At 49.4% G+C, this 22265-nt stretch carries 19 protein-coding genes and 1 pseudogene; 9 read left to right on the top strand and 11 right to left on the bottom strand.

The features are described 5' to 3' along the window. The coding region (locus tag ACPV3A_RS16820) for an IS3 family transposase (protein WP_426200359.1) at positions 1 to 79 on the top strand (79 nt) is incomplete at its 5' end. Between the two features lie 96 nt (positions 80 to 175). Here the strand turns inward: ACPV3A_RS16820 and ACPV3A_RS16815 are convergent. Then, positions 176 to 868, bottom strand: coding sequence for a GyrI-like domain-containing protein (locus tag ACPV3A_RS16815; RefSeq protein WP_194544242.1), 693 nt, complete (start codon positions 866 to 868; stop codon positions 176 to 178). Between the two features lie 94 nt (positions 869 to 962). On the opposite strand from ACPV3A_RS16815, the gene ACPV3A_RS16810 reads away from it, so the two are divergent. Continuing rightward, complete coding sequence (locus ACPV3A_RS16810; RefSeq protein WP_194544241.1) at positions 963 to 1454, top strand: GyrI-like domain-containing protein; 492 nt, start codon at positions 963 to 965, stop codon at positions 1452 to 1454. Positions 1455 to 1589: 135 nt separating this feature from the next. On the opposite strand, the gene ACPV3A_RS16805 is transcribed toward ACPV3A_RS16810, so the two are convergent. Continuing rightward, the gene (locus ACPV3A_RS16805; protein ID WP_426200356.1) at positions 1590 to 2444 is read right to left on the bottom strand and encodes an AraC family transcriptional regulator; all 855 of its coding nucleotides are present in this window, start codon (positions 2442 to 2444) and stop codon (positions 1590 to 1592) included. 152 nt (positions 2445 to 2596) lie between these two features. Continuing rightward, positions 2597 to 3694 (bottom strand): DUF3626 domain-containing protein, encoded by a 1098-nt coding sequence (locus ACPV3A_RS16800; protein ID WP_426200354.1) that lies wholly within the window; start codon positions 3692 to 3694, stop codon positions 2597 to 2599. Positions 3695 to 3922: 228 nt separating this feature from the next. Here ACPV3A_RS16800 and ACPV3A_RS16795 point away from each other — a divergent pair, with 228 nt between their 5' ends. Further along, positions 3923 to 4684: an SDR family NAD(P)-dependent oxidoreductase gene (locus tag ACPV3A_RS16795; RefSeq protein WP_426200353.1), complete on the top strand. Its 762-nt coding sequence runs from the start codon at positions 3923 to 3925 to the stop codon at positions 4682 to 4684. A gap of 278 nt (positions 4685 to 4962) precedes the next feature. Here ACPV3A_RS16795 and ACPV3A_RS16790 read toward each other — a convergent pair whose 3' ends face one another. After that, on the bottom strand, positions 4963 to 5694 hold the full coding sequence (locus tag ACPV3A_RS16790; protein WP_426200352.1) for a hypothetical protein: 732 nt from the start codon (positions 5692 to 5694) through the stop codon (positions 4963 to 4965). Between the two features lie 173 nt (positions 5695 to 5867). Here ACPV3A_RS16790 and ACPV3A_RS16785 point away from each other — a divergent pair, with 173 nt between their 5' ends. Together ACPV3A_RS16785 and ACPV3A_RS16780 are read left to right on the top strand one after the other, a co-directional pair. Then, a complete protein-coding gene (locus ACPV3A_RS16785; protein WP_426200351.1) occupies positions 5868 to 6914 on the top strand; it encodes a suppressor of fused domain protein in 1047 nt (348 codons plus the stop codon). Positions 6915 to 7064: 150 nt separating this feature from the next. Further along, on the top strand, positions 7065 to 8048 hold the full coding sequence (locus tag ACPV3A_RS16780) for a diaminopimelate dehydrogenase (RefSeq protein WP_426200350.1): 984 nt from the start codon (positions 7065 to 7067) through the stop codon (positions 8046 to 8048). Between the two features lie 52 nt (positions 8049 to 8100). Here ACPV3A_RS16780 and gdhA read toward each other — a convergent pair whose 3' ends face one another. Together gdhA and ACPV3A_RS16770 are read right to left on the bottom strand one after the other, a co-directional pair. Then, the gene (gene gdhA / locus ACPV3A_RS16775) at positions 8101 to 9480 is read right to left on the bottom strand and encodes an NADP-specific glutamate dehydrogenase (RefSeq protein WP_426200349.1); all 1380 of its coding nucleotides are present in this window, start codon (positions 9478 to 9480) and stop codon (positions 8101 to 8103) included. Positions 9481 to 9992: 512 nt separating this feature from the next. Next, positions 9993 to 10829: a YitT family protein gene (locus ACPV3A_RS16770; protein WP_071217942.1), complete on the bottom strand. Its 837-nt coding sequence runs from the start codon at positions 10827 to 10829 to the stop codon at positions 9993 to 9995. Positions 10830 to 11149: 320 nt separating this feature from the next. Here ACPV3A_RS16770 and ACPV3A_RS16765 point away from each other — a divergent pair, with 320 nt between their 5' ends. Continuing rightward, a complete protein-coding gene (locus tag ACPV3A_RS16765; protein WP_426200347.1) occupies positions 11150 to 11914 on the top strand; it encodes an SDR family oxidoreductase in 765 nt (254 codons plus the stop codon). Positions 11915 to 12048: 134 nt separating this feature from the next. Next, positions 12049 to 12585 (top strand): SMI1/KNR4 family protein, encoded by a 537-nt coding sequence (locus ACPV3A_RS16760; RefSeq protein WP_426200346.1) that lies wholly within the window; start codon positions 12049 to 12051, stop codon positions 12583 to 12585. 141 nt (positions 12586 to 12726) lie between these two features. Here the strand turns inward: ACPV3A_RS16760 and ACPV3A_RS16755 are convergent, their stop codons facing one another. Further along, positions 12727 to 13101, bottom strand: a complete 375-nt coding sequence (locus ACPV3A_RS16755) for a VOC family protein (RefSeq protein ID WP_426200345.1) — start codon at positions 13099 to 13101, stop codon at positions 12727 to 12729. A 342-nt stretch (positions 13102 to 13443) separates the two neighbouring features. Between ACPV3A_RS16755 and ACPV3A_RS16750 the strand changes: the two genes are divergently transcribed. After that, on the top strand, positions 13444 to 14625 hold the full coding sequence (locus ACPV3A_RS16750) for a multidrug effflux MFS transporter (protein ID WP_426200343.1): 1182 nt from the start codon (positions 13444 to 13446) through the stop codon (positions 14623 to 14625). A gap of 421 nt (positions 14626 to 15046) precedes the next feature. Then, positions 15047 to 17033: pseudogene (locus ACPV3A_RS16745) on the top strand (serine hydrolase). Positions 17034 to 17251: 218 nt separating this feature from the next. Here the strand turns inward: ACPV3A_RS16745 and ACPV3A_RS16740 are convergent. The 4 genes from ACPV3A_RS16740 to yhbH all read right to left on the bottom strand — a co-directional run bounded on the left by ACPV3A_RS16740 (position 17252) and on the right by yhbH (position 22098). Then, positions 17252 to 18070: a sulfurtransferase gene (locus ACPV3A_RS16740; protein ID WP_426200357.1), complete on the bottom strand. Its 819-nt coding sequence runs from the start codon at positions 18068 to 18070 to the stop codon at positions 17252 to 17254. Positions 18071 to 18266: 196 nt separating this feature from the next. After that, positions 18267 to 20480: an acyltransferase family protein gene (locus tag ACPV3A_RS16735; RefSeq protein ID WP_426200341.1), complete on the bottom strand. Its 2214-nt coding sequence runs from the start codon at positions 20478 to 20480 to the stop codon at positions 18267 to 18269. Further along, positions 20464 to 20601: a hypothetical protein gene (locus ACPV3A_RS16730; RefSeq protein WP_201259340.1), complete on the bottom strand. Its 138-nt coding sequence runs from the start codon at positions 20599 to 20601 to the stop codon at positions 20464 to 20466. The genes ACPV3A_RS16735 and ACPV3A_RS16730 overlap by 17 nt, the downstream gene beginning before the upstream one ends. A gap of 336 nt (positions 20602 to 20937) precedes the next feature. Then, the gene (gene yhbH / locus ACPV3A_RS16725) at positions 20938 to 22098 is read right to left on the bottom strand and encodes a sporulation protein YhbH (protein WP_426200339.1); all 1161 of its coding nucleotides are present in this window, start codon (positions 22096 to 22098) and stop codon (positions 20938 to 20940) included. Positions 22099 to 22265: the final 167 nt, after the last annotated feature.

The following is a 22265-nucleotide window of genomic DNA, read 5'->3' as shown; positions in this document are numbered from 1 at the left end:
GTTTTACAACATGGAACGTTTCCAAAACAAACTGGGCGACCTCTCCCCGATTGAGTTTCGGGAAAAAGTCGCCGCTTAATAAAATCTCTTTTTTTAATGTCTACTTGACGGGGCTATGACCAGGGGACTCGCTTTTTTTTGCGGGACAAACGGAATTGGGAAGCTTCTGATTCATTCAGGTTATAGGTATGTAGATTTGGGCCTTAGAGGCATGTACCGAAGTTCTCAGCTCCAAGCTGTAGAGCGACGGGTTTGGCGTAAGGGCACGTTGTTTCAATTGCTGGATAACATAGGCATAGGACTGGTCGGTATCCTCCCTGTCGGAATGCCCCTCATGGGTGTACATGGCATATTCCTGTGTCGGCAGGGTTAAACCCACCATCCGCTCCGGCGTATCACGAATCGTCGTTACCTCGATTCCGGCTACATAGTGATAGATCTGCTGCCGATTCAAAACAGCTGCAATATACAAGGGATTCGACGTTTTCTTGCGGATATATGGAATTTCCTCCATACGGTCCTGGAGTTCCTGCCAGAGCTTTGGCTTGAGGGCTTGGGACATATAATAGGCCGTAAAAGGAAGCTTCATCTCCAGGCCGACGATCAGCGTTTGCGGTTTGATGATCCGCTGAATAGATTCATTCGTCTGTGCGGATCGTTCTCGCTTTTGCCGCGATGTCAGAATGGAGTAGCCGCCGTTTTTCCCCTCATTGGCGTATAAAGGGACACCTAAACGAGACAGCTCATGAAGATAGCGGAGCATCGTACGGTACGAAACCGAGAATTCTTCGGCTAACTCGCCAACAGTGAAGTTTTGCCGTTCATACACCCGCTGCATGACCTTAAGGATGCGTTCGGTTTTTGGCATGTTTTCGCTCCTGTGATTTTTTTATACTGTGACAGTTTCTGGCATAGTTCAAGTATATAATGAAACCAAATACAGGATAAAGGAGCATTTACTGATGACAATCGATCAACGAAACGAAGCAGCGGTTACGACTAAGGAAGCTTTTCAGGCGATAGGATTGAAGTGGGAAGGCACATTTGCCGAGGCGGGCGCAGGCGGGATACGTGCAGTGCATCGGTTGATGCAAGAGCGGCTCGCGGAGATCCCCCATGCCTTGCATACCGACACGCTGCTGGGGCTATCTTATCACGCTGTTCCCGGTGGTGACGGATTTATTCACTACGCGGTCGTGGAAGTGGAACGGATCGACGAAGTGCCGGAGGGGATGGTTACGATATCCGTTCCCGCATTAACCTATGCCACTTGTACTCATCGGAAAGAGCAGAGCATCGATCAGTCCTATAACAATATCTATGCCTGGATCAAAGAACAAGGTTACTCGGAATATAACCCGGATCATTTAACGCATTTCGAAAAATATCCGATGAGCCAGGATCCCTATGCGGATGACCCCGAATTTATCATCATGATTCCTGTTCATATATGAGAACAGAAAAGTCCTCGAAGGATTGGGGAGGTTGGGCTTGTTTCATATAGGCGGGGAAAAATGATGGAGTGCTCACCGCACGATCTAGATTTTCGTAGCGGTGAGCGAAAAATACGTCGTTACTGCGGAGTTGTACTAAGCCTTTCTAATCACGGGAATCCATAACTCGTTCTTATGCTCATCCGGAGGAAGATAGCATTCGATGGCGGGAAGCGGCGCGAAATCATAAGTTTGGGATGGTATCCACTCCGTATAAAGACGTTTCCACATCTCTGCAATGCCGCTTGGATCTCCTTCCAGCTCGAATACTGCCCAAGTGGCGGCAGGGAAATGTCGCTGTACCATCGGTTCCTGAGGCGTATCCGTGGATACGACGGACATGATGTAGTCAAAATCCTCATTCTTCCCATAGTCACCGTCTGCACAAACACCGAGTATTCCGCGGATCGGATGGTCCTGCACACGATAGTTCCATAGTTTCTCGAAAATGCCCTTCTCCTGGGCCTCCATCCAGAGGCGGGGAACGTCTTCATAAACACGCTGCGTGCGTACCTGCTCCTTGAAACCGACAACGGAAAACTCTTTCATTTCTTCGATTCTGTAATTCATTTCGGCAGCCCCTCGCATTGAGAATTGAAAGGAGATGCGGGGATAGGCCTTCAGTTTGGTGCCGGTTTGGCGTGCAGCCGTCGGCGTTGTGCCATGCATGTTCTGGAACGCACGCGCGAACGCCTCCGGGGAATCATAACCATATTTAAGCGCCAGATCAATTACTTTGATATCGCTGTTTTGCAGCTCGTAAGCGGCCAGTGTCAGCCGTCGTCTCCGTATGTATTCGGACAGCGACACATCCGTAATGAACGGAAACATGCGTTGAAAATGATAAACGGAGCAGCATGCGATCTGAGCAGCTTCAGCGTAATCGATCTCCTCGGTTATGTGATCTTCTATATAGCCTATGGCCTCATTCATCCGCTTTACCCAATCCATCCGGTCATCATCCTTTCTAAGATCAATATATAAGAAGGTGCGCTTGATAGGCCTAGCCGTTGCTGAACGGATTCCGCTAGCCCGGTTATCTAAGTCAAACCATCATTCCAACGCAGGTACCAGGCAAAAAATACAGCTTAGCGGTTTGGCGTCTACGGATACGAATGTCCATACTTTACGAGCACATGCCACAGCTGTTTGAGATGCTGGAAGGTTTCAGCAAATGTTCCCCAATCGCTCCATTCGCTTGAATCATGGTGCAGTTGAGCAGCCGCTTTGCCGATAATGGCTGCATCCAGCATGCCCAGCGAGCCTCCAAACCGTTGATCGATCCGCTTGGCGAGCGGCGGCATGGCGGGTCCCCGAAAATCATCCGGAACATCCCGTACAGCAAGGCAGAAGCCGGGATGCCAGGACAAGGTGAGGTTATACCGTTCACATAAAGCATGAAGCAAAGATCCAATTGGGGTGTTCCTATAGGAAGGATCGGCTACCAGGGCCTCCACATCGCTGGACAAGTCAATGACGCCATGGATCTGCGCTTCAATATAATCATCCAAGGAACGACCGACAGGCCCGGAAGAACCGGTATATGATGAAGGCAGATGAAGAAGCCGATCCAGCATGGATGGAATGTCCACATTCGGGGAACCCAGGGCCGAGCCAGTGGACTCAACTTGATGCAAGAGTGCAGCGAGAATGGAATCCCACCGACGGAGCGTGCCTACATACTCAGGACCTGCATGACTGTCTCCGAACGTAAAGGTACAGCGGTTCAATACGTTAGGGGACAGCACAAACAAACAGGAGCCGAAGCGGGGAGACGCACCATCGGCATAATTCATAAGATTAAGTCCTCCGTATTTCGGCCGCTCGTCGTTACGCACACCGGGCTGCTGGTAGGCTCCGCCAAACAGGAGCCGTTCCCATTGGTCGCGGTCACCGCCCGGATAAGCGGTCTTGCTTCCATTGGTCACGCTCGTGATGAATTGGTTATGATATATGCCTTCTGCCAAGAGGGATTCGATGACAGCGTGTCCGGCGGGCAGTATCCGATCCGGATGGAAATTCAACGTGACGCGGGCAAATTTTTCGATATGGGATAACAGCGAGCCGATCGTTACGGAAGCTTTTCCATGCTTCCGCAAGATATGCTCCGTCATTTTCAAGGCGACCCTTCGCTGGCTCGCCGCTGTTGATTCGACATGAAGAATCGCTTGCTGCTGCGCTTCAGATAACCGTCCGCTCATAAGTGGATTTCCTCCATACTCTCCATACTAAACAACGATCGCTATTATCCTCATCATTTCTAGCCCACGGGCTGAGATTCCTCTATTGCTGCTGCAAATGAACGTATTATAGTACTTAACAGGATGGATTTATTGGGAAGGGGAACTGGCAAAGATTGCTGCTGACCAGCCATCATGCTTTAATGAAACTAACATAAATGTATATAAGAGATGGAGGAGGTATTACATATGCAGCCTAATTTCAGCATACAGGATAAAATCGCAATCGTGACGGGGGCCAGCAAAGGCATCGGTTATGGGCTAGCCCAAGCGCTGGCAGCGGCAGGGGCCAAGGTTGCCGTCATGGCACGAAGCAAGGACCTGCTCCATCCATTGGTCGAGGAAATCTCTCAGGCAGGAGGTCAGGCCAAGGCCTATGAGCTGGACGTCCGGAATGTGGAACAGATCCGAGGCGTATTTAGTCAGGTAGCCAAGGATTTCGGCCGGCTCGATATCGTGGTCAATAACGCGGGTCTGGGAGAGGGGAAGCTGGCGGAAGAGATCACGGAGGATTATTGGGATGAGATGATGGACGTGAATTTGAAGGGCGTATTTTTCTGCTGTCAGGCCGCTGGCCGTATCATGCTGGAGCAGGGGTTCGGAAAAATCATTAACGTCAGCTCCCAGGTGAGTGTCGTTGGGATTACGGAAGGGGCAGCCTATTGCGCCTCCAAAGGCGGCGTGAATCAGCTGACGAAGGTGCTGGCGCTGGAGTGGTCCAGCCGTGGCGTGAACATTAATGCCGTCGGCCCTACGTTCATCCATACGCCGGGAACAGCCGAGCGTTTGGACTCCCCTGATTTTCGCGACGGCATCCTGGCACGGATCCCGGCAGGGCGGATCGGCACCATAGCCGATGTGGCTGGAGCCGTGATTTATCTCGCCTCCCCGGCAGCTGATCTCGTAACTGGCACTTTGCTGCTTGTGGATGGCGGCTGGACGGCACAGTAGGTAGGTTTATCGTTATCAAGCTTGCAAGCGGTGGAAACCCGGCAGCGGCGAATCGATAAGACCATCACGATGCTGAACGAGGGACGTTCACAGTAGAGATATCGCCGAATGAATGGGGGATACCATCGTGGTCGAGAAAGTGGATCATTATACGATTTAGTATGTACTCGAGGGTCCTGCTTCATAGAGATATCGTGATTAGTAGCCTTAGGTAATAGAAGAACCCGGTCTTGCTCTAGGCAAGCTACCGGGTTCTTTGACGATTGTATGGGGCTGGGTTATTTTAACGGAACCTGCTTGGACAATGCTTCAAATTGCTGCAGGTGAGGATTTACTTTGCTTTGAATGCTCTTGAAATAACGAAGCGCGGCGTCATTTTGACGCTGTTCAGCCGCCGAGTTGGCAGGGAAGATCGAAGATTTTTTGTTGATGTTGCCGTTTTTGTAATGAACGCTGAACATCGTTCCGGCGGCCCAGGCTTGCTTCATGTTTTGATTGAAGCCCATGATTTCGAGTGATTCCTTGCCTTTCTTGTAGGTAAAGCTGTAGTCGGGATCCGCAACGGCATGAATGACATCGTATCCGCTTTGGAATACACCTGCCTGGAATGTCCCTTTCTGGATCTGATTCCATCGAACGGACCCGTCAGGCAACGTCACCTTATGCGTCAGGATGCCTTCGCCATCCATTTTGTCGTTGTTCCAGCGGCCGGTGTATACCACCTTATGCGTTTCACCGTCTACTTGGTATTCGTTAATGTATTTACCGTTTCCGGTGCGCTTCCCGTTAATGAATTCGCCGGAATATTGTTTGCCATTTCCCCACTTGATCGTACCGCGACCATTGGGCTGGCCGTTGGCTGCTTCACCGTAATAGGATGTCCGTTCGGAGATCTGTATCCATTCCTTGGCGGAGGCCGCATCGACGGAACCCGGCAGCGGGGCTAGCGAAGTGGCTATAAGCGAGACTGAAAGTGATAAGGTTACTGATAATGCCGTTATTTTTTTCATGAACATGTAGGCTCCTTTGTTGATATGGTTCTATTATACACTTCGCTGGTTACTTCTTCATTCCTCTATATGTCCTATATAATGAAGCGGAAGAGGATGGTGACTTGAATGATTGGGCCTACTCGGATATGGTTAGATTTTTGGATATACAGGATAACGGGAGGGAACAGGATATGACACATGAAGAAAACGCCGCAGGCTGGGACGCAATTGATGAGCAGCTATTGAAGCTGTACCGGGAGCAGGAGCCGAAACATTACGGAGCCCTAATTCCTTATGCTCTTGGAGGACCCGATCCGCTGAATGGAATCAGCGCTTATACGTCGAATGCCCCTTTTCCCCATTGGCATATGGTCACTTATGGCTTTAGCGAGCTGTATGACAAGGAGTCGGACAATCTGGAGGAGAGCGGTTACGGATTCGAATTGACGTTCAGGCTGGCTAAGCCGGAGGACGAGGAAGAGCCGCCGGCGTGGGCGCTAAATCTGCTTCAGAATATGGGGAGATACGTGTTTAACAGCGGGAATGTTTTTCGCTCGGGGGATTATTTGGATGCCAATGGGCCGATCTGCCTGGGAGCCGATACGCAATTGACCGCACTTGCCTTCACCCTGGATCCCGAGCTGCCGGGGATGGATACGCCGAATGGTCGGGTAGAATTCCTGCAGATGGTTGGCATCACACGTGAAGAGCTCGAGGCGATGCAGACATGGAATACGCTTGGCGTATTACAAGCTTGTGCGGAGTATATGCCGCAGTACATAACGGATCTGGATCGGGATTCGCTGCTGAAGATGCCTTCGATTTCGGAAGCCGTTGATCGGGGGAGAAAACAAGAGGGCTCGAATACCGGATTTCTTTACGTGAGCCAGCTGGCTTTTGAACCGGGGAAGAAGAGCTGGTTAAGTAAAACTCCGGCCACCTTACAAATAGGCGCCAAGCAGGCCGAAATTATCGGGAAGCTGCTGCAGGGCCGAATTCTGAAAGATAAGAAACTGAGCCTTGTAGGCTCGGATGTTCGGGTCGTATTTGAGCCGGGGGAAGAGAGTCGCTGGACTGCAGAGGATGGAGATGTTACCCTTGTTTTGGACGATCGGACCGCGGGTGAATTTTCGCAGGTCAGCACCTTCGAGCTTTCTGGCTTGCAAGGATTTCGGATTGAAGTCCTGAAGACGGAAATCAAGGATCAAGAAGGAAATGTTGTACAAGTTATCGGATAGCACGGTGGAAAATATGAATAACACAGATAGAAACAATTTCCTGTCCATATAAAATAGTTTACAATTTGAGTGATGTCTATATACTTATACTTTAAAGCGGTACATAAACATCATGCTACAGGAAATGGTTCTGACAAAGGGAGGATTACATTGAAAGCATCTATTAAAGTAGGGATCGTAGGTTATGGAAATTTGGGCAAAGGCGTACAGAAAGCCATCGGGCAAAATCCGGATCTGGAGCTGGTAGCCATCTTCACGCGCAGAGACCCGCAGCAAATGTCAGCCAATTCCGGTGCTCGCTTCGAGCATATATCAGCGGCAGAGCAATATATCGGCAAGATTGACGTTATGATTCTGTGCGGCGGTTCGGCTACGGATTTGCCTGAGCAAACACCACAGCTTGCCAGCATGTTCAATACGGTAGACAGCTTTGACACACACGCGAAAATCCCTGAGTTTTTCGAGGAAGTCAACAAAGCGGCGATGGGCGGAGGCCATGTCAGCGTCATATCGACAGGCTGGGATCCGGGCTTGTTCTCCATGAATCGTCTGCTTGCCGAAGCGATTTTGCCGGAAGGTAAGGATTATACCTTCTGGGGCAAAGGCGTGAGCCAGGGCCACTCGGATGCCATCCGTCGTGTTCCCGGGGTGAAGGCAGGCGTTCAATACACGGTTCCAGTAGAAGAGGTTATCAACCAAATCCGTTCTGGTGAAACACCGGAGCTTGCCACACGCGAGAAGCACCGGAGAGATTGCTTCGTCGTAGCGGAAGAAGGCGCGGACCAAGAGCAAATCCGTCAAACGATTGTGTCGATGCCTAACTATTTTTCCGATTACGATACAACCGTAACTTTCATTACGCAAGAAGAGCTTGAAGCTGAGCATGCAGGCATGCCTCATGGCGGATTTGTCATTCGCAGCGGGGTAACCGGTAGCGGTAATAAACAAATTGTTGAATTTGGCCTGAAGCTTGACAGCAATCCGGAATTTACGGCCAGTGTGCTGGTATCTTATGCAAGAGCTGCCCATCGTTTGAGCAGAGAGGGACAGCAAGGCGCCAAGACGGTGTTTGATATCCCGCTGGGATACTTATCTCCAAAATCGGCTGAAGAGCTCCGCAGCGAGCTTCTATAAGCTGCAAAAAGCCCCGCCGCATATGCGGCAGGGCTTTTTTTTTTGTTCTTATTTATACGATACCTTGTGCGATCATGGCATCAGCTACTTTAATAAAACCTGCGATGTTGGCACCAGCCACAAGATTGCCGGCTGCGCCATATTCTTCCGCAGCATCTACGGCACTGCTGTAGATGTTTTTCATGATCTGATGGAGCTTTGCATCCACCTCTTCAAAGGTCCATGACATTCTCATGCTGTTCTGGCTCATCTCCAGCGCGGATACGGCAACCCCGCCTGCATTGGCGGCTTTAGCCGGTCCGAACAGCACGCCGCTGCTGATGAACTGCTCAATCGCTTCCAGCGTGGAAGGCATATTGGCTCCTTCACCGATGGCTTTTACGCCGTTCATGATGAGTGTCTTCGCTGCTTCTTCATCCAGCTCGTTCTGCGTGGCGCATGGAAGCGCGATGTCGCATGGAATGTTCCAGATGCCCGTGCAGCCTTCGGTATACTCGGCATGCGGGTGAATCTTGACGTATTCGCTGATCCGCAGGCGATCCCGTTCCTTCAGCAGCTTGACGGTTTCGAGGTTAATTCCGTCCGGATCATACAGGTATCCGTTGGAATCACTGCAGGCGATGACGTGCGCACCGAGCTGCTGTGCTTTTTCAATCGCATAGATGGAGACGTTGCCCGAGCCGGACACCACAACGCGGCTGTCTTTGAAGCTAAGGCCCTGCGAAGCCAGCATCTCCTGTACGAAGTAGACGCAGCCGTAACCGGTTGCTTCCGTACGTGCCAGGCTTCCGCCATAGATGACGCCTTTGCCTGTCAGCACGCCGGCCTCATGTCCTCCGCGGATACGCTTGTATTGGCCGAACATATAACCGATCTCGCGAGCGCCGACACCGATATCGCCGGCAGGCACATCGGAATCAGGTCCGATATGGCGGTACAGCTCGGTCATGAAGCTCTGGGTAAAACGCATGACTTCCTGATCGGATTTGCCTTTTGGATCGAAATCCGAGCCGCCCTTGCCGCCGCCGATGGGCTGGCCTGTGAGCGCATTTTTGTAGATTTGTTCAAAGCCAAGGAATTTGACGATGCCGGCATAAACCGAAGGATGGAACCGGATGCCGCCTTTGTACGGACCCAGCGCGCTGTTAAACTGGACGCGGAACCCGCGGTTTACTTGGGTTTTGCCTTGATCATCCACCCATGGTATACGGAAGGTGATCATTCGTTCAGGCTCGACAAGGCGTTCCAGAATACCGTGTTCCCGATATTTCGGATGCTGGGCTAAAACAGGGACGAGGGAATCGACAAATTCCCGGACGGCTTGATGAAATTCTTTCTCGTGCGGATCCCGGGCCACCACTTGGTTATAGATGGATTCCACATAGTCTTTCGCGGCATTAAGGGGTGAAGAAACAGAAATATTCGTAGTCACTTTTGCGATGCACTCCTTCAAATCGTTAAAGTAGAATTGCGTGATAAATCGTCGGTTTTGCTGAAAAGAAAGCCTGTCTCGGACAATTTGTACTAAAACATTAAAAGTTTGCACTCAGCATTTTTAAGTTAAAAAGAATTTTATAGAATCTTGCCTCGTATTACCAATAAAATGTTTTTTGCGAACTCATTAAATATTTCTATAAAGTTGTCATTTGGTGTAAGTTAATAAGCCATAACCCCGTGTTTCGTGTAGCGAAAATGCAAAAAATGATCCGAATTTGTCATGGAAAAATACAAATAAAAGGAACTTTGCCTTCAATTTTTTCGGCATGTTTCGCGTCTGACTATATGGAGAAATTGGAATATAATTACAGTGATTTAAGGCATGAAAAAGTTTTTGGCAGCGATGTTTATTTTGGCAATAAGTGCCTTGACGGCATATAAAAAAAGATCGAAACATGCCCGAACGGCTGTTTCGATCTTCTTATTCATATAAGGATAAGTCCGGCCTTATTTCGAAATATCGATAAATCCTTCGCCAAACACGTCGCGTACGTCGTGAATCGTGACAAAGGCGTTTTTATCCTCCGCACGGACGATTTTTTTGAGCATGGAGACCTCCTGTTTACTGATGACGATGTACAGCACATCTTTGGTCTGCCCGGTGTAATATCCATAACCCCGAAGCACGGTCACCCCGCGGTCCATAATCTCCGTCACCCGAATCGCGATGCGGTCATGATGAGTCGAGATGATGGTAACGGCCTTTTTGGGATTCAAGCCCTCGATAATGAACTCCATCGCCTTGGTGCCGATATAGAGGATGACCACGGTGAACATCACCTTCTCGATCCCGATTACAAAGACGGACAGTCCGGCCACGATCAGGTCAAAGAACAGCAGGGCATAACTGATATTCCAATCCCAATATTTATTAGCCAGACGGGCCAATATCACCGTACCTGCCGTAGTGCCGCCAACCCGGACGATGAGTCCAATCCCGACGCCGGCAAACAGCCCGGCAAAGATGGCATTGATCACCGGCTCATCCGAAGCGATGTGCCAGTTCTCCGTCAAGTGCAGGAACAGCGAGTGAAAGGCAACAACGATAATGGTATAGACGGTCGTTTTTTTATCCAGAAGCTTATAGCCGACAATCAGCAAAATTCCGTTAATCACGATGCCGACCAGCGCCGGGGACCATTTCAGCACATAAAACAGAATAATCGATATCCCGGTAACGCCGCCTTCGCCAAAATCGTTGGGAATGACGAATAAATTGACGGCCAGCGCAAAAATAAATGCCCCGATGAGCAGCATGATCATATCAAACGCTCTTTTTTTCATACGATATACCTCCATGACTTTCAACAAGCTCACAAAAAAAGCGACTAAAGGAAAAAATCATCCTTTAATCGCTTTATGCAAACACAGGTTGCGCAGCTCTTTTGATACTCTCATTATAATAATCATTACATGGAATGTAAATGATTTTTAATTCACTGAGCGTAGGAGACGACGGAAATGCCTACGTTGTAGCCCCCCCTTGCAGGCGGGGCATTTTTTATGGGGTTTATCGAGAGGAAGGCGAGAATGGGAGCGCAACATTTCGAAATGGGGTCTGTGCTAAAACTAAAAGTGAAAGAAGAAGAGGGGATGATGAGAACATGAATACATTGAATGGGAAAGTTGCCTTGGTTACGGGCTCCAGCCGAGGCATCGGACGTGCCATCGCGATACGGTTGGCGAAGGAAGGAGCGTTGGTAGCCGTTCATTATGGCAAGAACCATGAGGCGGCGGAAGAGGTCGTCAGCGAGATAACACGGGCTGGCGGAGAAGCTTTCTTGGTAGGGGCAGATCTCGCATCCTCGGATGGAATAAGTGCCCTGTACGCGGCGCTGGATGAGACATTGAAAGCACGAACAGGTAATACGTATTTCGATATTCTGGTTAACAACGCAGGGATCGGCTTAATGGAAACCATCGGGGAGACCACGGAGGAGAGCTTTGATGATGTGATGCGAATGAACGTGAAGTCGCCATTCTTCATGATTCAGCAGGCTCTGCCACGCCTTCGGGACGAGGGACGCATTATCAATTTATCCTCTGCAGTAACGCGAATTTCCTTGCCCAATATTCCAGCGTATACGATGACGAAGGGGGCCATTAATTCGCTGACCCTCTCTCTGTCGAGCCAGCTGGGTTCCCGCGGTATTACGATCAATGCGATCCAGCCCGGATTCGTAGCTACCGACATGAATGCTGCCATGCTTCAGGACCCGGTCTCGTTCCAATTCGGTGCCGGTTATTCGATCTTCGGAAGATGGGGTGAGCCTGGGGATATCGCGGACATAGCTGCGTTTCTGGCTTCTCCGGGCAGCCGCTGGATCACCGGTCAATGCATCGATGCCAGTGGAGGTTCCCATCTGTGACCTCGGTCTTAGCCGCAAATCCATGAACATGGAAAGAGCCTCATTCCGGTTGCAGGATTCCTTTTTCCGGTATTTCCTCTATAATGTTTGAAGAAGTTACAAGGCAGGAAGTACAGGGACGGAGGCAGGTAAAGATGTGGAATATCGATTTTGAGCAGGCGTACGACAAACGCGTGGGTGCCACCGAAGAACAAATGGCCCGTTTTGTTAAGGAGTGGAATGCGGAGCTGACTGCGGCAGAAATGGAGGACATCAAGGGAAGACAAGTGAATCCTTTTCACAAAACGTCTCCCTTTTACGATCAATATACGCCGCTCGATCCTGCAGGTTGGAAGCTGCCTCAGCGAAGTTTTCCCGCTAGCTATTTGGACTTGTTGAAGTACTCCAACGGTGGAGAGTTTCAACAGGGAGAACGTCTTTTTCAGTTCTTTAGCACGGATGACCTGAGGGAGATGAATCTGGCTTACGAGCTGCCGGAGTATATGCCGAATGCGGTGTCGTTTGCTATGGATGGAAGCGGAAATCATTATATGTTCGATATGAGGGAAGAGCCGATAAATGGTGAATATCCGATTCTGTTCGCGCATTCCGGCAGCTTAGGCTATGAGGAGTGCGAACGGGTTGCGGATTCTTTGTCGGCGTTATGCACGGAGAAATGGGAGCTGTATTGAGAAGGATAAGAATGCAAGCAGGGAGCCGAGAAACCAATTGGGGGAATGTGGATACGAAGGATTACCCTTATTGGCAGGGTTAGCATATCTTGAACAGGGAGAAGGGCCCGCGCGTAATGTGCGGGCTCTTCTATTTTGCGCTCAGCAATCGTTCACGTACCATGTAACCATGATCATTAGGGCCAGTACTTCGACAGTAAAACCGCCCGGAGCTTTAACGTAGAAGGTCCATCCGTGCGCTCTTTGAGGCGCTGTGACATCAAAGCCGTCATCGCTTAGACGCTGATGGATCTCATTTACCTTTGCTTCGCTTTCCTGTATAAAGCCGATATGAAACGTCTTGGGATAGTTAACCTCGGTACCCCGCATTAAGGTCAGCACCATCCCTTGATCGTCAAACAGTGCTGCAAACGACTGGCCACGCTCGCCTCCAATTTTGAATCCAAAATAGGTTTGCAAAAATTCCTTTGCTGCGGTTACATCGGTGACGGTGAGGTTAAGATGGTTCAGTATCATAGCGTAAACACTTCCTTTCAGGAGAATAAGCGATTCTTGATTCAAGCGTAGCACATGAATGCAAGTGGAGGGCTTACGCCGGTTTAGGCCCGGAACGGGTGGCAAAACCCGTCACATAAGTTGAATGTTTCAGATAAGGCTTCGTACAAGCAAGAATAGGGAAACGTATTTTGACAGTGATTCTGCTATAATAATCGATAGATATCCCCCCCCCTTATTCAATAAAAAAGGTGGATTTTCATGCTTTCATTTACTAGACTAACCAAATGCAAACCCCCGATCCCGTAATTTCTTTGCCAGCCAACTAGAGATTTTTTTGAAATGATGAGGGGGACGTTAGCTGTGCAAAGAAAAATCTCAAATCCATCCATATGGTTATTAATTATCCTTGTGGGTTTCCCGCAAATTAGTGAAACGATATATACACCATCATTACCGGACATTGCCCATCAATTGGGAGCAAGCAATAATGCAATCCAACTGACGCTCAGCATTTACTTTCTGGGCTTTGCCTTCGGCGTGTTTTGCTGGGGAAGGCTTTCGGATTCCATCGGACGTCGCCCTGCTATGCTGTGGGGCATCCTGGTTTATGGAATAGGCAGCTTGGGCTGCTATCTGTCCGGTTCGGCCGAATGGTTATTGGTGAGCCGATTCATTCAGGCCTTTGGTGCCAGCACCGGCTCGGTTGTCACCCAAACCATCTTACGTGAGAGCATCGATGGAGCCAAGCGACATGCGGTGTTTGCCCAGATTTCGGCTGCGCTTGCGTTTACGCCTGCTATTGGGCCGCTCATTGGCGGATGGGTAGATCAATCTCTTGGTTTCAGAGCAGTGTTCTTGACGCTGGTTTTGATGAGCGCCGCCATTTTGGCGTATTCCTGGACTTCTCTGCCTGAGACCAGGGTAAAGTCTGTATCAAAGATTAACACCCTCTCCGTGGCCAAGCGTCTGGTCACTGACCGCAGAATATGGGGGTTCGGTTTTCTCGTTGGAGCTACCAACGGCATATTGTTCAGTTACTATGCGGAGGCCCCGTTTATTTTTATTGAATTTTTTCAGATGAGTCCCGGCGGGTTCGGTTTCTTCGGAATCTTTGTTGCGATGTCATCCATCCTGGGTGCGATGCTGTCGAAGAAACTGCTGACCAGGCTCCAGGCTGAGCGCATGATCGTGATTGGCACGATCATTACGATGCTGGGGGCCCTTTCCCTTACCGTTCTTGCTGTTAGCGGAATTAACGCCACCCTAATGCATAGGGTGTTGATGGTAGCGTGTATTTTTATTCTTCTGCTCGGTATCGGAATGGCGCTTCCGAATTGCCTTAGTCTGGCGTTGAACCAATATGGAGATGTGCTCGGAACGGCAGGAGCGATCTTCGGATTGGGTTATTACATTGTCGTCAGCCTGATTACCAGCGGCATGAGCCTTCTTCACAATGGCTCGTTAATCACAATGCCCTTGTATTTTCTTGGGCTTGCGGTTGTCATGGTTTGCGTGTGCAAGAAGTTGCTGGATATACGCTGAGGTAGTCCGGTATCTTGTTCAAGTTTCATATAGGATTGAAAAGAAGCTGTCCCCTTCCTAGCAGGAGGGGCAGCTTCTACTTGTTCCACTGGATTAATAGAGCGGCGGTGGTACGCCTACCGATAAAAGATGCCCCGCAGAAGTGGAATATTTACCCATGGTTTGGTGCCATTTTTAAACTGAAACTATAATACTTTACTTAATTAAAGTGACAAACTGAATAAATTCGCTTTCCAAATTCTTTATACTTGTTGAGCATTCTTTTATGGTTCTAAATCCTAATGCCTAATTGTCATATGACATTTTGAAGTGTCTTGGCATTGTGGGTGACGAAATGACACTTGTTGATATGACAAACCTTTTGCCATACTCGGTTCAGCCAGTTGTTATGAGGCAAATACATTTTGAGGAGAGACCATGTATGAATAAAAAGACTCGCACCCTCGCGGTTCTGCTATTATCCGCTATGGCAATGACCGCAATTATCCCACCTAGCAGCCGGGCAGCTGCCGCAACAATGTCCACGACTAATGCACCTGTAAATTCTAGCTTGGAGGGGCCCCGCGATGCCAAGGAGCTAGAAGCATTTGCAGATATCGTTTTTGCGGACGTGATGAAGAAGTATAACACAGTCGGTTCTAATTTTGCGGTCGTGGCCGATGGGAAAGTGTTACTAAGCAAAGGTTACGGTTATGCCGACAAAGAAAAGAAGATTCCCGTTGATAAAGACACCGTTTTCCAGATCGGCTCTGTTACCAAGACATTCACGGCCTTGGCGGCTATGCAGTTGGTCGATAAGGGGAACATCGATTTACGAGGCGATATTCAAAAGTACTTAGGAGGAGTGAAGATTCCGAATAAAACGGGGAAAAAGCTGACCATGTATGATCTGCTTACCTATGCAACCGGATTTGAATCACCCGATATCTCTTCGTATTATTCACCGGAATATGTTAACAAAAACTTTCCAATAAAGGATTTTGTCAAATCACATATGTCAGCGGTAGTGAGGCCTCCGGGAGAAGCATACGTTTATGACTATCTGGGGTTTTTGCTAGCGGGGTATGCGGTAGAGAACGTCTCGGGAATGCCCTATTCGAAGTATATGGAGAAAAACATTTTCACCCCGTTAGGCATGACCTCAACGAGTGTACGGTTTACGCCCGAACTATTAGGCAGAATGGCTGCTCACTATGGACCGAAGGGTGAAAAGATCCCCATGGATGGAACTATGCCTACAGAAAAACCTGAAGGTGGTATCATTTCAACAGCAGATGACATGGCGAAGTATCTCTTAATGCATCTGAACAAAGGAAAGTATGGTGGCAAAGAAATTGTGAGCCAAAAAAGCATAGAGCAAATGCACACATACCAGTTTTTTGCTGATAAAACGATTCCTCTTACAACAATCGGGTTCGAAGGCTATTTCAATGAGAAGATGAATGGTCAACATGTGATTCTAAAAGGAGGAAATGTTACAGGGCATTCATCCCTGATTGTTATTCTGCCTGAGAAAAATGTAGCCTTCTATATGTCCAACAATGACGATAACCCCTATGTGAGCATTGACGTGTATGAAGCGTTTATGAATCACTATTATCCAAGAAAAACAGAAGTTTCAAAGCCAACCTATTCGGCAATCAGTGAGCAGCAAGCCAAAGCGTATGTCGGATTATATAAAAACACGCGTATGGAGGCCTCAAGGACTATGGTTTCTTATTCGAACGGGAAATTAGTTACGGAAACAGCTTCAGGCAAGCATACGCTGAAAATGATCCACCCTTTATTGTTCGAAGATGAATCAGGTACTAAAGTGACGTTTAAGAAAAACGCAGCTGGCCATATTGCATATATGTATTCTACGGGTCTACCAGACTTAGTTGCATTTTCAGAAAAAGTTAACGTGGGTTCACCTTTCTCTGATGTACCTGCGAATAGTAAGTATAAATCATATATTAACAATCTCAAGGCTTTGAAAGTCATGAACGGGAAGTCTTCCCATATCTTTGATCCAAAAGGAACGATGACTCAAGGCGAATTCTCAGAAGTGCTGCTTCGCGCACATGGGTGGCATAAACAGCCTTACATGATTGAACTCAATAAGAAGCAGAGCCGGACTGCCTAATTATCAGCCTAATTCTCCGATCACCAGACAAATGGCGGCGGTGATGATCCAAAACCTGAAGCAGGTAGAGCCTAGAACGAAGGTTAAACTGAGTGGCACAACGGATGCCTGGGCAGTTGAAGCCATCAAAGCGCTTATATCTCAAGGGATCATGGATCCGGATACCAAGGTTAAATCTGATGGCTCCGTAAACTTCCGTTCAAAAGAACTTTTGAAACGCCAAGAGGCTAGTGCCTTATTGGATCAAGCATTTAATTACTATATTTTACCGATTAGTCACTAATTTACCCGACTATAAGCATGCTGAGGCTGTCCTCCGTCCGAAACCTGACGAATAACGACGCCCTGGCGGCATTGGATCATTTGGCCTTCCTCCATTTGTGAGGAGAAGCGGATACGCTCGATGGCTCTTGAGCATCTGTCAGGGATCCTGATGTAAAAGCGAAAAGGACACAAAATATGAAAAGCCCGCTACGCTATGGTAGTGGGCTTTTTCCGATATCAATCTTTGGATTCCTCCACAGTCGCCACTGGATTCTCCTCATAGCTGATCCAATCGCTCCAGCTGCCTGCGTACAGCTTCACATTGCCGTAACCGGCTTCCTCCAGGGCAAGCACGTTCGGACAAGCGGTGACGCCGGAGCCGCAGTATACGATAATCTCGGCATCCTCCGGAATGTCGGAAAAATGCTTGCGAAGCGCGCCTGCATCCTTCCAATGTCCGGCGTCGTCCAGGACGCCCTTCCAGAAGCAGTTCACCGCACCCGGAATATGTCCGGCTTTGGCGTCCAACGGTTCCTCGGCTCCGGCATATCTGCGCGGTTCGCGTGAATCGATGAGGATTTTGTTACCATGCTGCGAAGCCGCGCGCACCTCATCTACGAGGACCAGTTTATCGGGCTTAAGGTTGATGTCATAGGGTACCGGAATGACGATCGGCTGTTCATCCGTTACCGGATACGAAGCGTTCTTCCAAGCCGTAAAGCCTTCATCCAACACATAGGCCTGTTCATGCCCGGTGTATTTCAGCAGCCACCATAAACGGCTGGCCATGGCTCCGCCTTGGTCGTCGTAGATGACGACACGGCTGCTCTTCTGAATGCCGGACTGGCCGAGACGCTTTGCAAGCTGATCCAAGTCCGGTAGAGGATGGCGTCCGCCATGTTGGGAGATAGGGGAGGAGAGGTCCTTCTCTAGGTCGAGGTAAACGGCACGCGGAATATGCGATTCCTCGTAAGCGGCTCGGCCGCTTTCCGGCTTCCCGAGGGCAAAACGGCAGTCGACGATGACCAGATCCGGTTCATAGAGTCTCGCCAGCAGTCATTTCATTGACACGATATTGTTCATATACCAGGACACCGCCTTCTATTAAGAAATAATGAGATTAAGTAACCGAATTATATCATATTGCTGCTTCCGATTACGTATATAACTAAAAAGTCGACCTGTCTCATAGAAGGATGAGATCAGGTCGACGATATGAGAATGAATAATGGCAAGAATCAGGATAAACGCTTTATTTCTTGATAGCTTGAAGCAGCATGGAGGTGTAAGCCTCGGCGCCTTCCGGCTCCAGATGGACACCGTCAGACCGGAAGTATTCCGGATGATCCTTACTGGCTGAATACCAATCCACCAGCGTAACTTTCGGGTTCTGGGCAGCCGCTTTTGCCAGCATGCCGTTCACGTTCTGTTCCCAATCACGCGGAACCCGCGTATTGATAAGCAGAATTTGCTTAGCTGAGTCCAGAGGACGCAGAAGAGAATCCAGATCCTTTTTCGAGAAAGCGCCGTTGGTCCCCAGCCCGATGATGATAACGCCGCCATCTATCCGATTCTGGGTCTTCATAGCAGGGATCAGGTCATCGGCCTGACGCATTTGGCGGCCTATCACTGCATCGATGTGAATGCCGGGCAGCGATTTCTCGAGATAAGTGGATACCCCGAGCATGACCGAATCACCAATGGCCGTGACGGTGGACTGGGATACCGGAGGATTTTGAGGCTTATTCGTTGGCTGCGTTTGATTGCTCTTACCGCCTGTCGTTTCGCTTCCCGAGTCCTTGGATTGATCCGGCTTATCGGCCTTCTCCTCACCAGGTTTACCCGCTTTATCTTCATTCGGTTGATCCGGGATTGTTTTTTCGGAATCAGCCTTATCCGGGTCTTCGCTCCCTGTGTCGGTGTTCTTGTCTTCGTTGTCAGCGTCATTTCCAGCAGGAGGGTCCGGCTCTTCGTTTCCGCCAGTATCTTCATCGCCAGAATGTGTCGCTTCGTTCGGAAGCGGCATTTCATCCGTTTCTTTAGCAGGGTCCGGCTTCTTAATAACACCAGGCTGCTTCGCGTCGGTAGGCGGAGGGGAGATGTTCCCGTCGTCAGTGCCTGTAGGAAGCGGCGTTTGTCCTTGCGGTGGCTCCATCGCTCCGGACTCTCCGCCTTGATTCTGATCCGGTTCTTCCGGGGCAGGGTCATCAAGGTTCAGCATGGCAGCGATATCGCCTACCGTTCTCGCAGAAGATACGCTGCTCATCATCCCTGAGCAAAAAATACCGATTAGAATGAGCGAGCTTAGCGACACGACCCAGCCTCTTAATGAAATCGAAGCCGGACGGCGGCGAATGGAGCGGGCTTTAAACCATACCTTCTTCAGTCCGCCATGACGTATCGGTTCTTCAACATACTTCCAGGATAGGGCGGCCAGCAGAACGCTTGCCGCGATTTGCAGTGCAACCTGAGGCAGACTCAGATTGCCTGTGCCGGATGCAGGTGAGGTCAGGATCATCACCGGGTAATGCCATAAGTAAATGCCATAGGATCGAACGCCAATCCACAACAGGGGCTTCCAGCTTAACAAGCGGCTGATCGAAGCTGCAGGATGCGCCAACACCGCAACGAGGACGGCGGCGGCCAGAGAGAAGAGGAACATTCCCCCTTGATACAGGAACGAATCGTACCGGTCCACCCGCCACATCATGAACAGTATGATGAGCAATGCCACTGCGCCTGTTAGGTTGAGTCTGCGCCGGGCAGCCCTTGAAACATGGGTGGACAGCTTCCAGCTGGGCCATACGATAGCAAGCCCTGCTCCGATGAGTAAACCAAACGCCCGGGTATCCGTTCCGTAGTAGACCCGGCTAGGATCATCTCCCGGTTGATAGATCACTGCCATGGCGAGAGCTGAAATCGCGGCTCCGGCAGCAATGAAAGTGAACAGCTGTCCCCTGCGGGGGAATAGCTTGAGTACGGCTAACATGATTAGGGGCCACAGCAAGTAGAACTGTTCTTCCACGGCAAGCGACCAGAAATGCCCCAGTGGAGACGGCGGGCCAAATGATTCGAAATAAGATTGCTGCTGAAAAATAAACTGCCAGTTGCTTATGTATGTAACCGCACCGAGCACCTCACTCCGAAGCGTAGCCAGCCGAGATCGGTCAAATAGCGTAACCCACACCACCAGGATGAACAGCATGAGCAGCATGGCCGGCAGGAGACGTCGGAACCTTCGGATCCAGAAATCTTTCAGATCGATCCGGCGATGATGATGCCATTGCGATGCCAGAATATCCGTAATGAGATAGCCGGACAGTACGAAGAATAAACTGACTCCGAGAAAACCACCGCCTGCAAAACCGAAATTCCAGTGGTATCCCATCACTCCGATCAAGGCGAGGGCCCTCAGCCCATCAAGACCGGGCATGTAGCGTGAATGTGGCTTATCTGATGCCGGCACGGGAGATCACTCCTTTCGAAGGATCTGCGCTTACGCCGCCCTGGAACAGCCGCTGCGATAATATGTAGGACATATTCTCAAACGTCTGGGTGCTGAATAGTGAATGTGTCATTTGGAACATGGTAAACCTTCCCTTTCCTTTATAGGAGGATATCTTGAATTAAGGAGACGCTTATCGAATCCTGTAATATCCTGCAACACGATGTCATAGCTAATACTATCATTCCAGGAAAAACAGAAGGTGACAAAAAAGTGAAGCTACGGCTACATTATGATGTCAATAATAAAACAGATTTTTCATTTGAAAGGAAAAGTCTACACACCTCGTTATCCATGATTCGGTAACCGATTGTTAGCTGTATCGCAATAGGCCATAAGAAAGAGGAGGTCCCTGCCTCCTCCAACATTAGGATGATCCCACATCCATGATTTTCCTTTTATTAATGTAGAATATCGGTCAGATCGCCGCTCCCTGCCGTTTACGAAAAAAGGTTTTGAGTGCCTCGTACACTTCCCCTTTGTCTTTAATGACATGATACATGAATTGGTCCAGCTTGATATTCTTATAAGCCGACATCAGCGTGCTGCTGCGATTGTATTGATTGACCTCACCATAACCGAACATATTGCTGACCTTCAGCAGTTCGCCGATGAGTTTGACGCAGCGTTCATTGTCGGACGTGAGGTTATCGCCGTCGGAGAAGTGGAAGGGATAAATGTTGTATTTGGAAGGGGGATAACGGTGATGAATGATATCAAGCGCCTTCTGATAAGCGGATGAACATATGGTTCCGCCGCTTTCACCCCGTGTGAAGAACTCTTCTTCAGTCACTTCTTTCGCCTCGGTATGGTGGGCGATAAACACGATTTCGACCTTCTCGTACTGCTTGCGAAGGAAGCGGGTCATCCAGAAGAAAAAGCTGCGCGCGCAGTATTTCTCGAAGGAGCCCATGGAGCCGGACGTATCCATCATGGCGATAATGACCGCATTGGATTCCGGGATGACGGTGTCGTCCCAGGTCTTGTAACGCAAGTCGTCCGGACTGATCCCGTGGATGCCGGGTTTGCCGTCTCTTGCATTGCGGCGCAAATTCTCCAAGATGGTGCGTTTCTTGTCGATGTTGGACATGATGCCTTTTTTGCGGATGTCGTTGAAGACGATGGACTCTGTCTCGATCTGCTCTTTATCCTTGGGCTGCAGCAGCGGGAGCTCCAGTTCCTCAAACAGCATATTCTCCAGTTCTTCCAAGCTGACCTCGGTTTCCACGATGTCCTGCCCTGCCTGATCGCCGGCCGATTCTCCCTTACCGGGCTGGGCTGACGAAGGGTCGCGTCCAAGGACGTCCCCAACCTGACTGTCACCGTCGCCCTGGCCGACATGCTTTTGCTTTTGATAGTTATAGATGAAACGGTATTCGTCAAGGCTGCGGATCGGAACTTTAATGATCTGCTTTCCGTCGGACAGAATAATGTTTTCCTCGGTAATAAGGTCGGACAGGTTGCGTTTGATGACTTCACGGATTTTATGCTGATGACGTACCTGATCCTGATAGCCCTTGCGGTGCAGCGACCAGTCTTCACGGGATACGACAAACGACAGGGCGTCTTCATTTTGCATGGACAGTCACCTCCCAAGTATTGCCTTGACACGGTTGCCGTCTTTTTGGCTGTAGTAATTCATTATATTCGGGAGAAAGAGCGATATGTGAGTATCAATCCGGGTTTGTCATGAAAAAGACACTTAACCTAAAGATGAATCAGGCAAGTGTCTTGAAGTGTCAATGC

Source organism: Paenibacillus sp. Dod16 (assembly GCF_049893405.1).
In the GTDB taxonomy this organism is placed as follows: domain Bacteria; phylum Bacillota; class Bacilli; order Paenibacillales; family Paenibacillaceae; genus Paenibacillus_AQ.
The sequence above is the reverse complement of the archived record's forward strand: the minus strand, read 5'-3'. Positions and strand labels throughout refer to the sequence as shown.

Bases quoted from the DNA above. Each gene is read 5' to 3' on its own strand.
- ACPV3A_RS16800 (WP_426200354.1), bottom strand. From the start codon at position 3,694: ATGAGCGGACGGTTATCTGAAGCGCAGCAGCAAGCGATTCTTCATGTC.
- ACPV3A_RS16730 (WP_201259340.1), bottom strand. From the start codon at position 20,601: ATGTTCCAAATGACACATTCACTATTCAGCACCCAGACGTTTGAGAAT.
- ACPV3A_RS16755 (WP_426200345.1), bottom strand. From the start codon at position 13,101: ATGATACTGAACCATCTTAACCTCACCGTCACCGATGTAACCGCAGCA.
- yhbH (WP_426200339.1), bottom strand. From the start codon at position 22,098: ATGCAAAATGAAGACGCCCTGTCGTTTGTCGTATCCCGTGAAGACTGG.
- ACPV3A_RS16815 (WP_194544242.1), bottom strand. From the start codon at position 868: ATGCCAAAAACCGAACGCATCCTTAAGGTCATGCAGCGGGTGTATGAA.
- ACPV3A_RS16765 (WP_426200347.1), top strand. From the start codon at position 11,150: ATGAATACATTGAATGGGAAAGTTGCCTTGGTTACGGGCTCCAGCCGA.
- ACPV3A_RS16790 (WP_426200352.1), bottom strand. From the start codon at position 5,694: ATGAAAAAAATAACGGCATTATCAGTAACCTTATCACTTTCAGTCTCG.
- ACPV3A_RS16795 (WP_426200353.1), top strand. From the start codon at position 3,923: ATGCAGCCTAATTTCAGCATACAGGATAAAATCGCAATCGTGACGGGG.
- ACPV3A_RS16785 (WP_426200351.1), top strand. From the start codon at position 5,868: ATGACACATGAAGAAAACGCCGCAGGCTGGGACGCAATTGATGAGCAG.
- ACPV3A_RS16760 (WP_426200346.1), top strand. From the start codon at position 12,049: ATGTGGAATATCGATTTTGAGCAGGCGTACGACAAACGCGTGGGTGCC.
- ACPV3A_RS16805 (WP_426200356.1), bottom strand. From the start codon at position 2,444: ATGGATTGGGTAAAGCGGATGAATGAGGCCATAGGCTATATAGAAGAT.
- ACPV3A_RS16770 (WP_071217942.1), bottom strand. From the start codon at position 10,829: ATGAAAAAAAGAGCGTTTGATATGATCATGCTGCTCATCGGGGCATTT.
- ACPV3A_RS16810 (WP_194544241.1), top strand. From the start codon at position 963: ATGACAATCGATCAACGAAACGAAGCAGCGGTTACGACTAAGGAAGCT.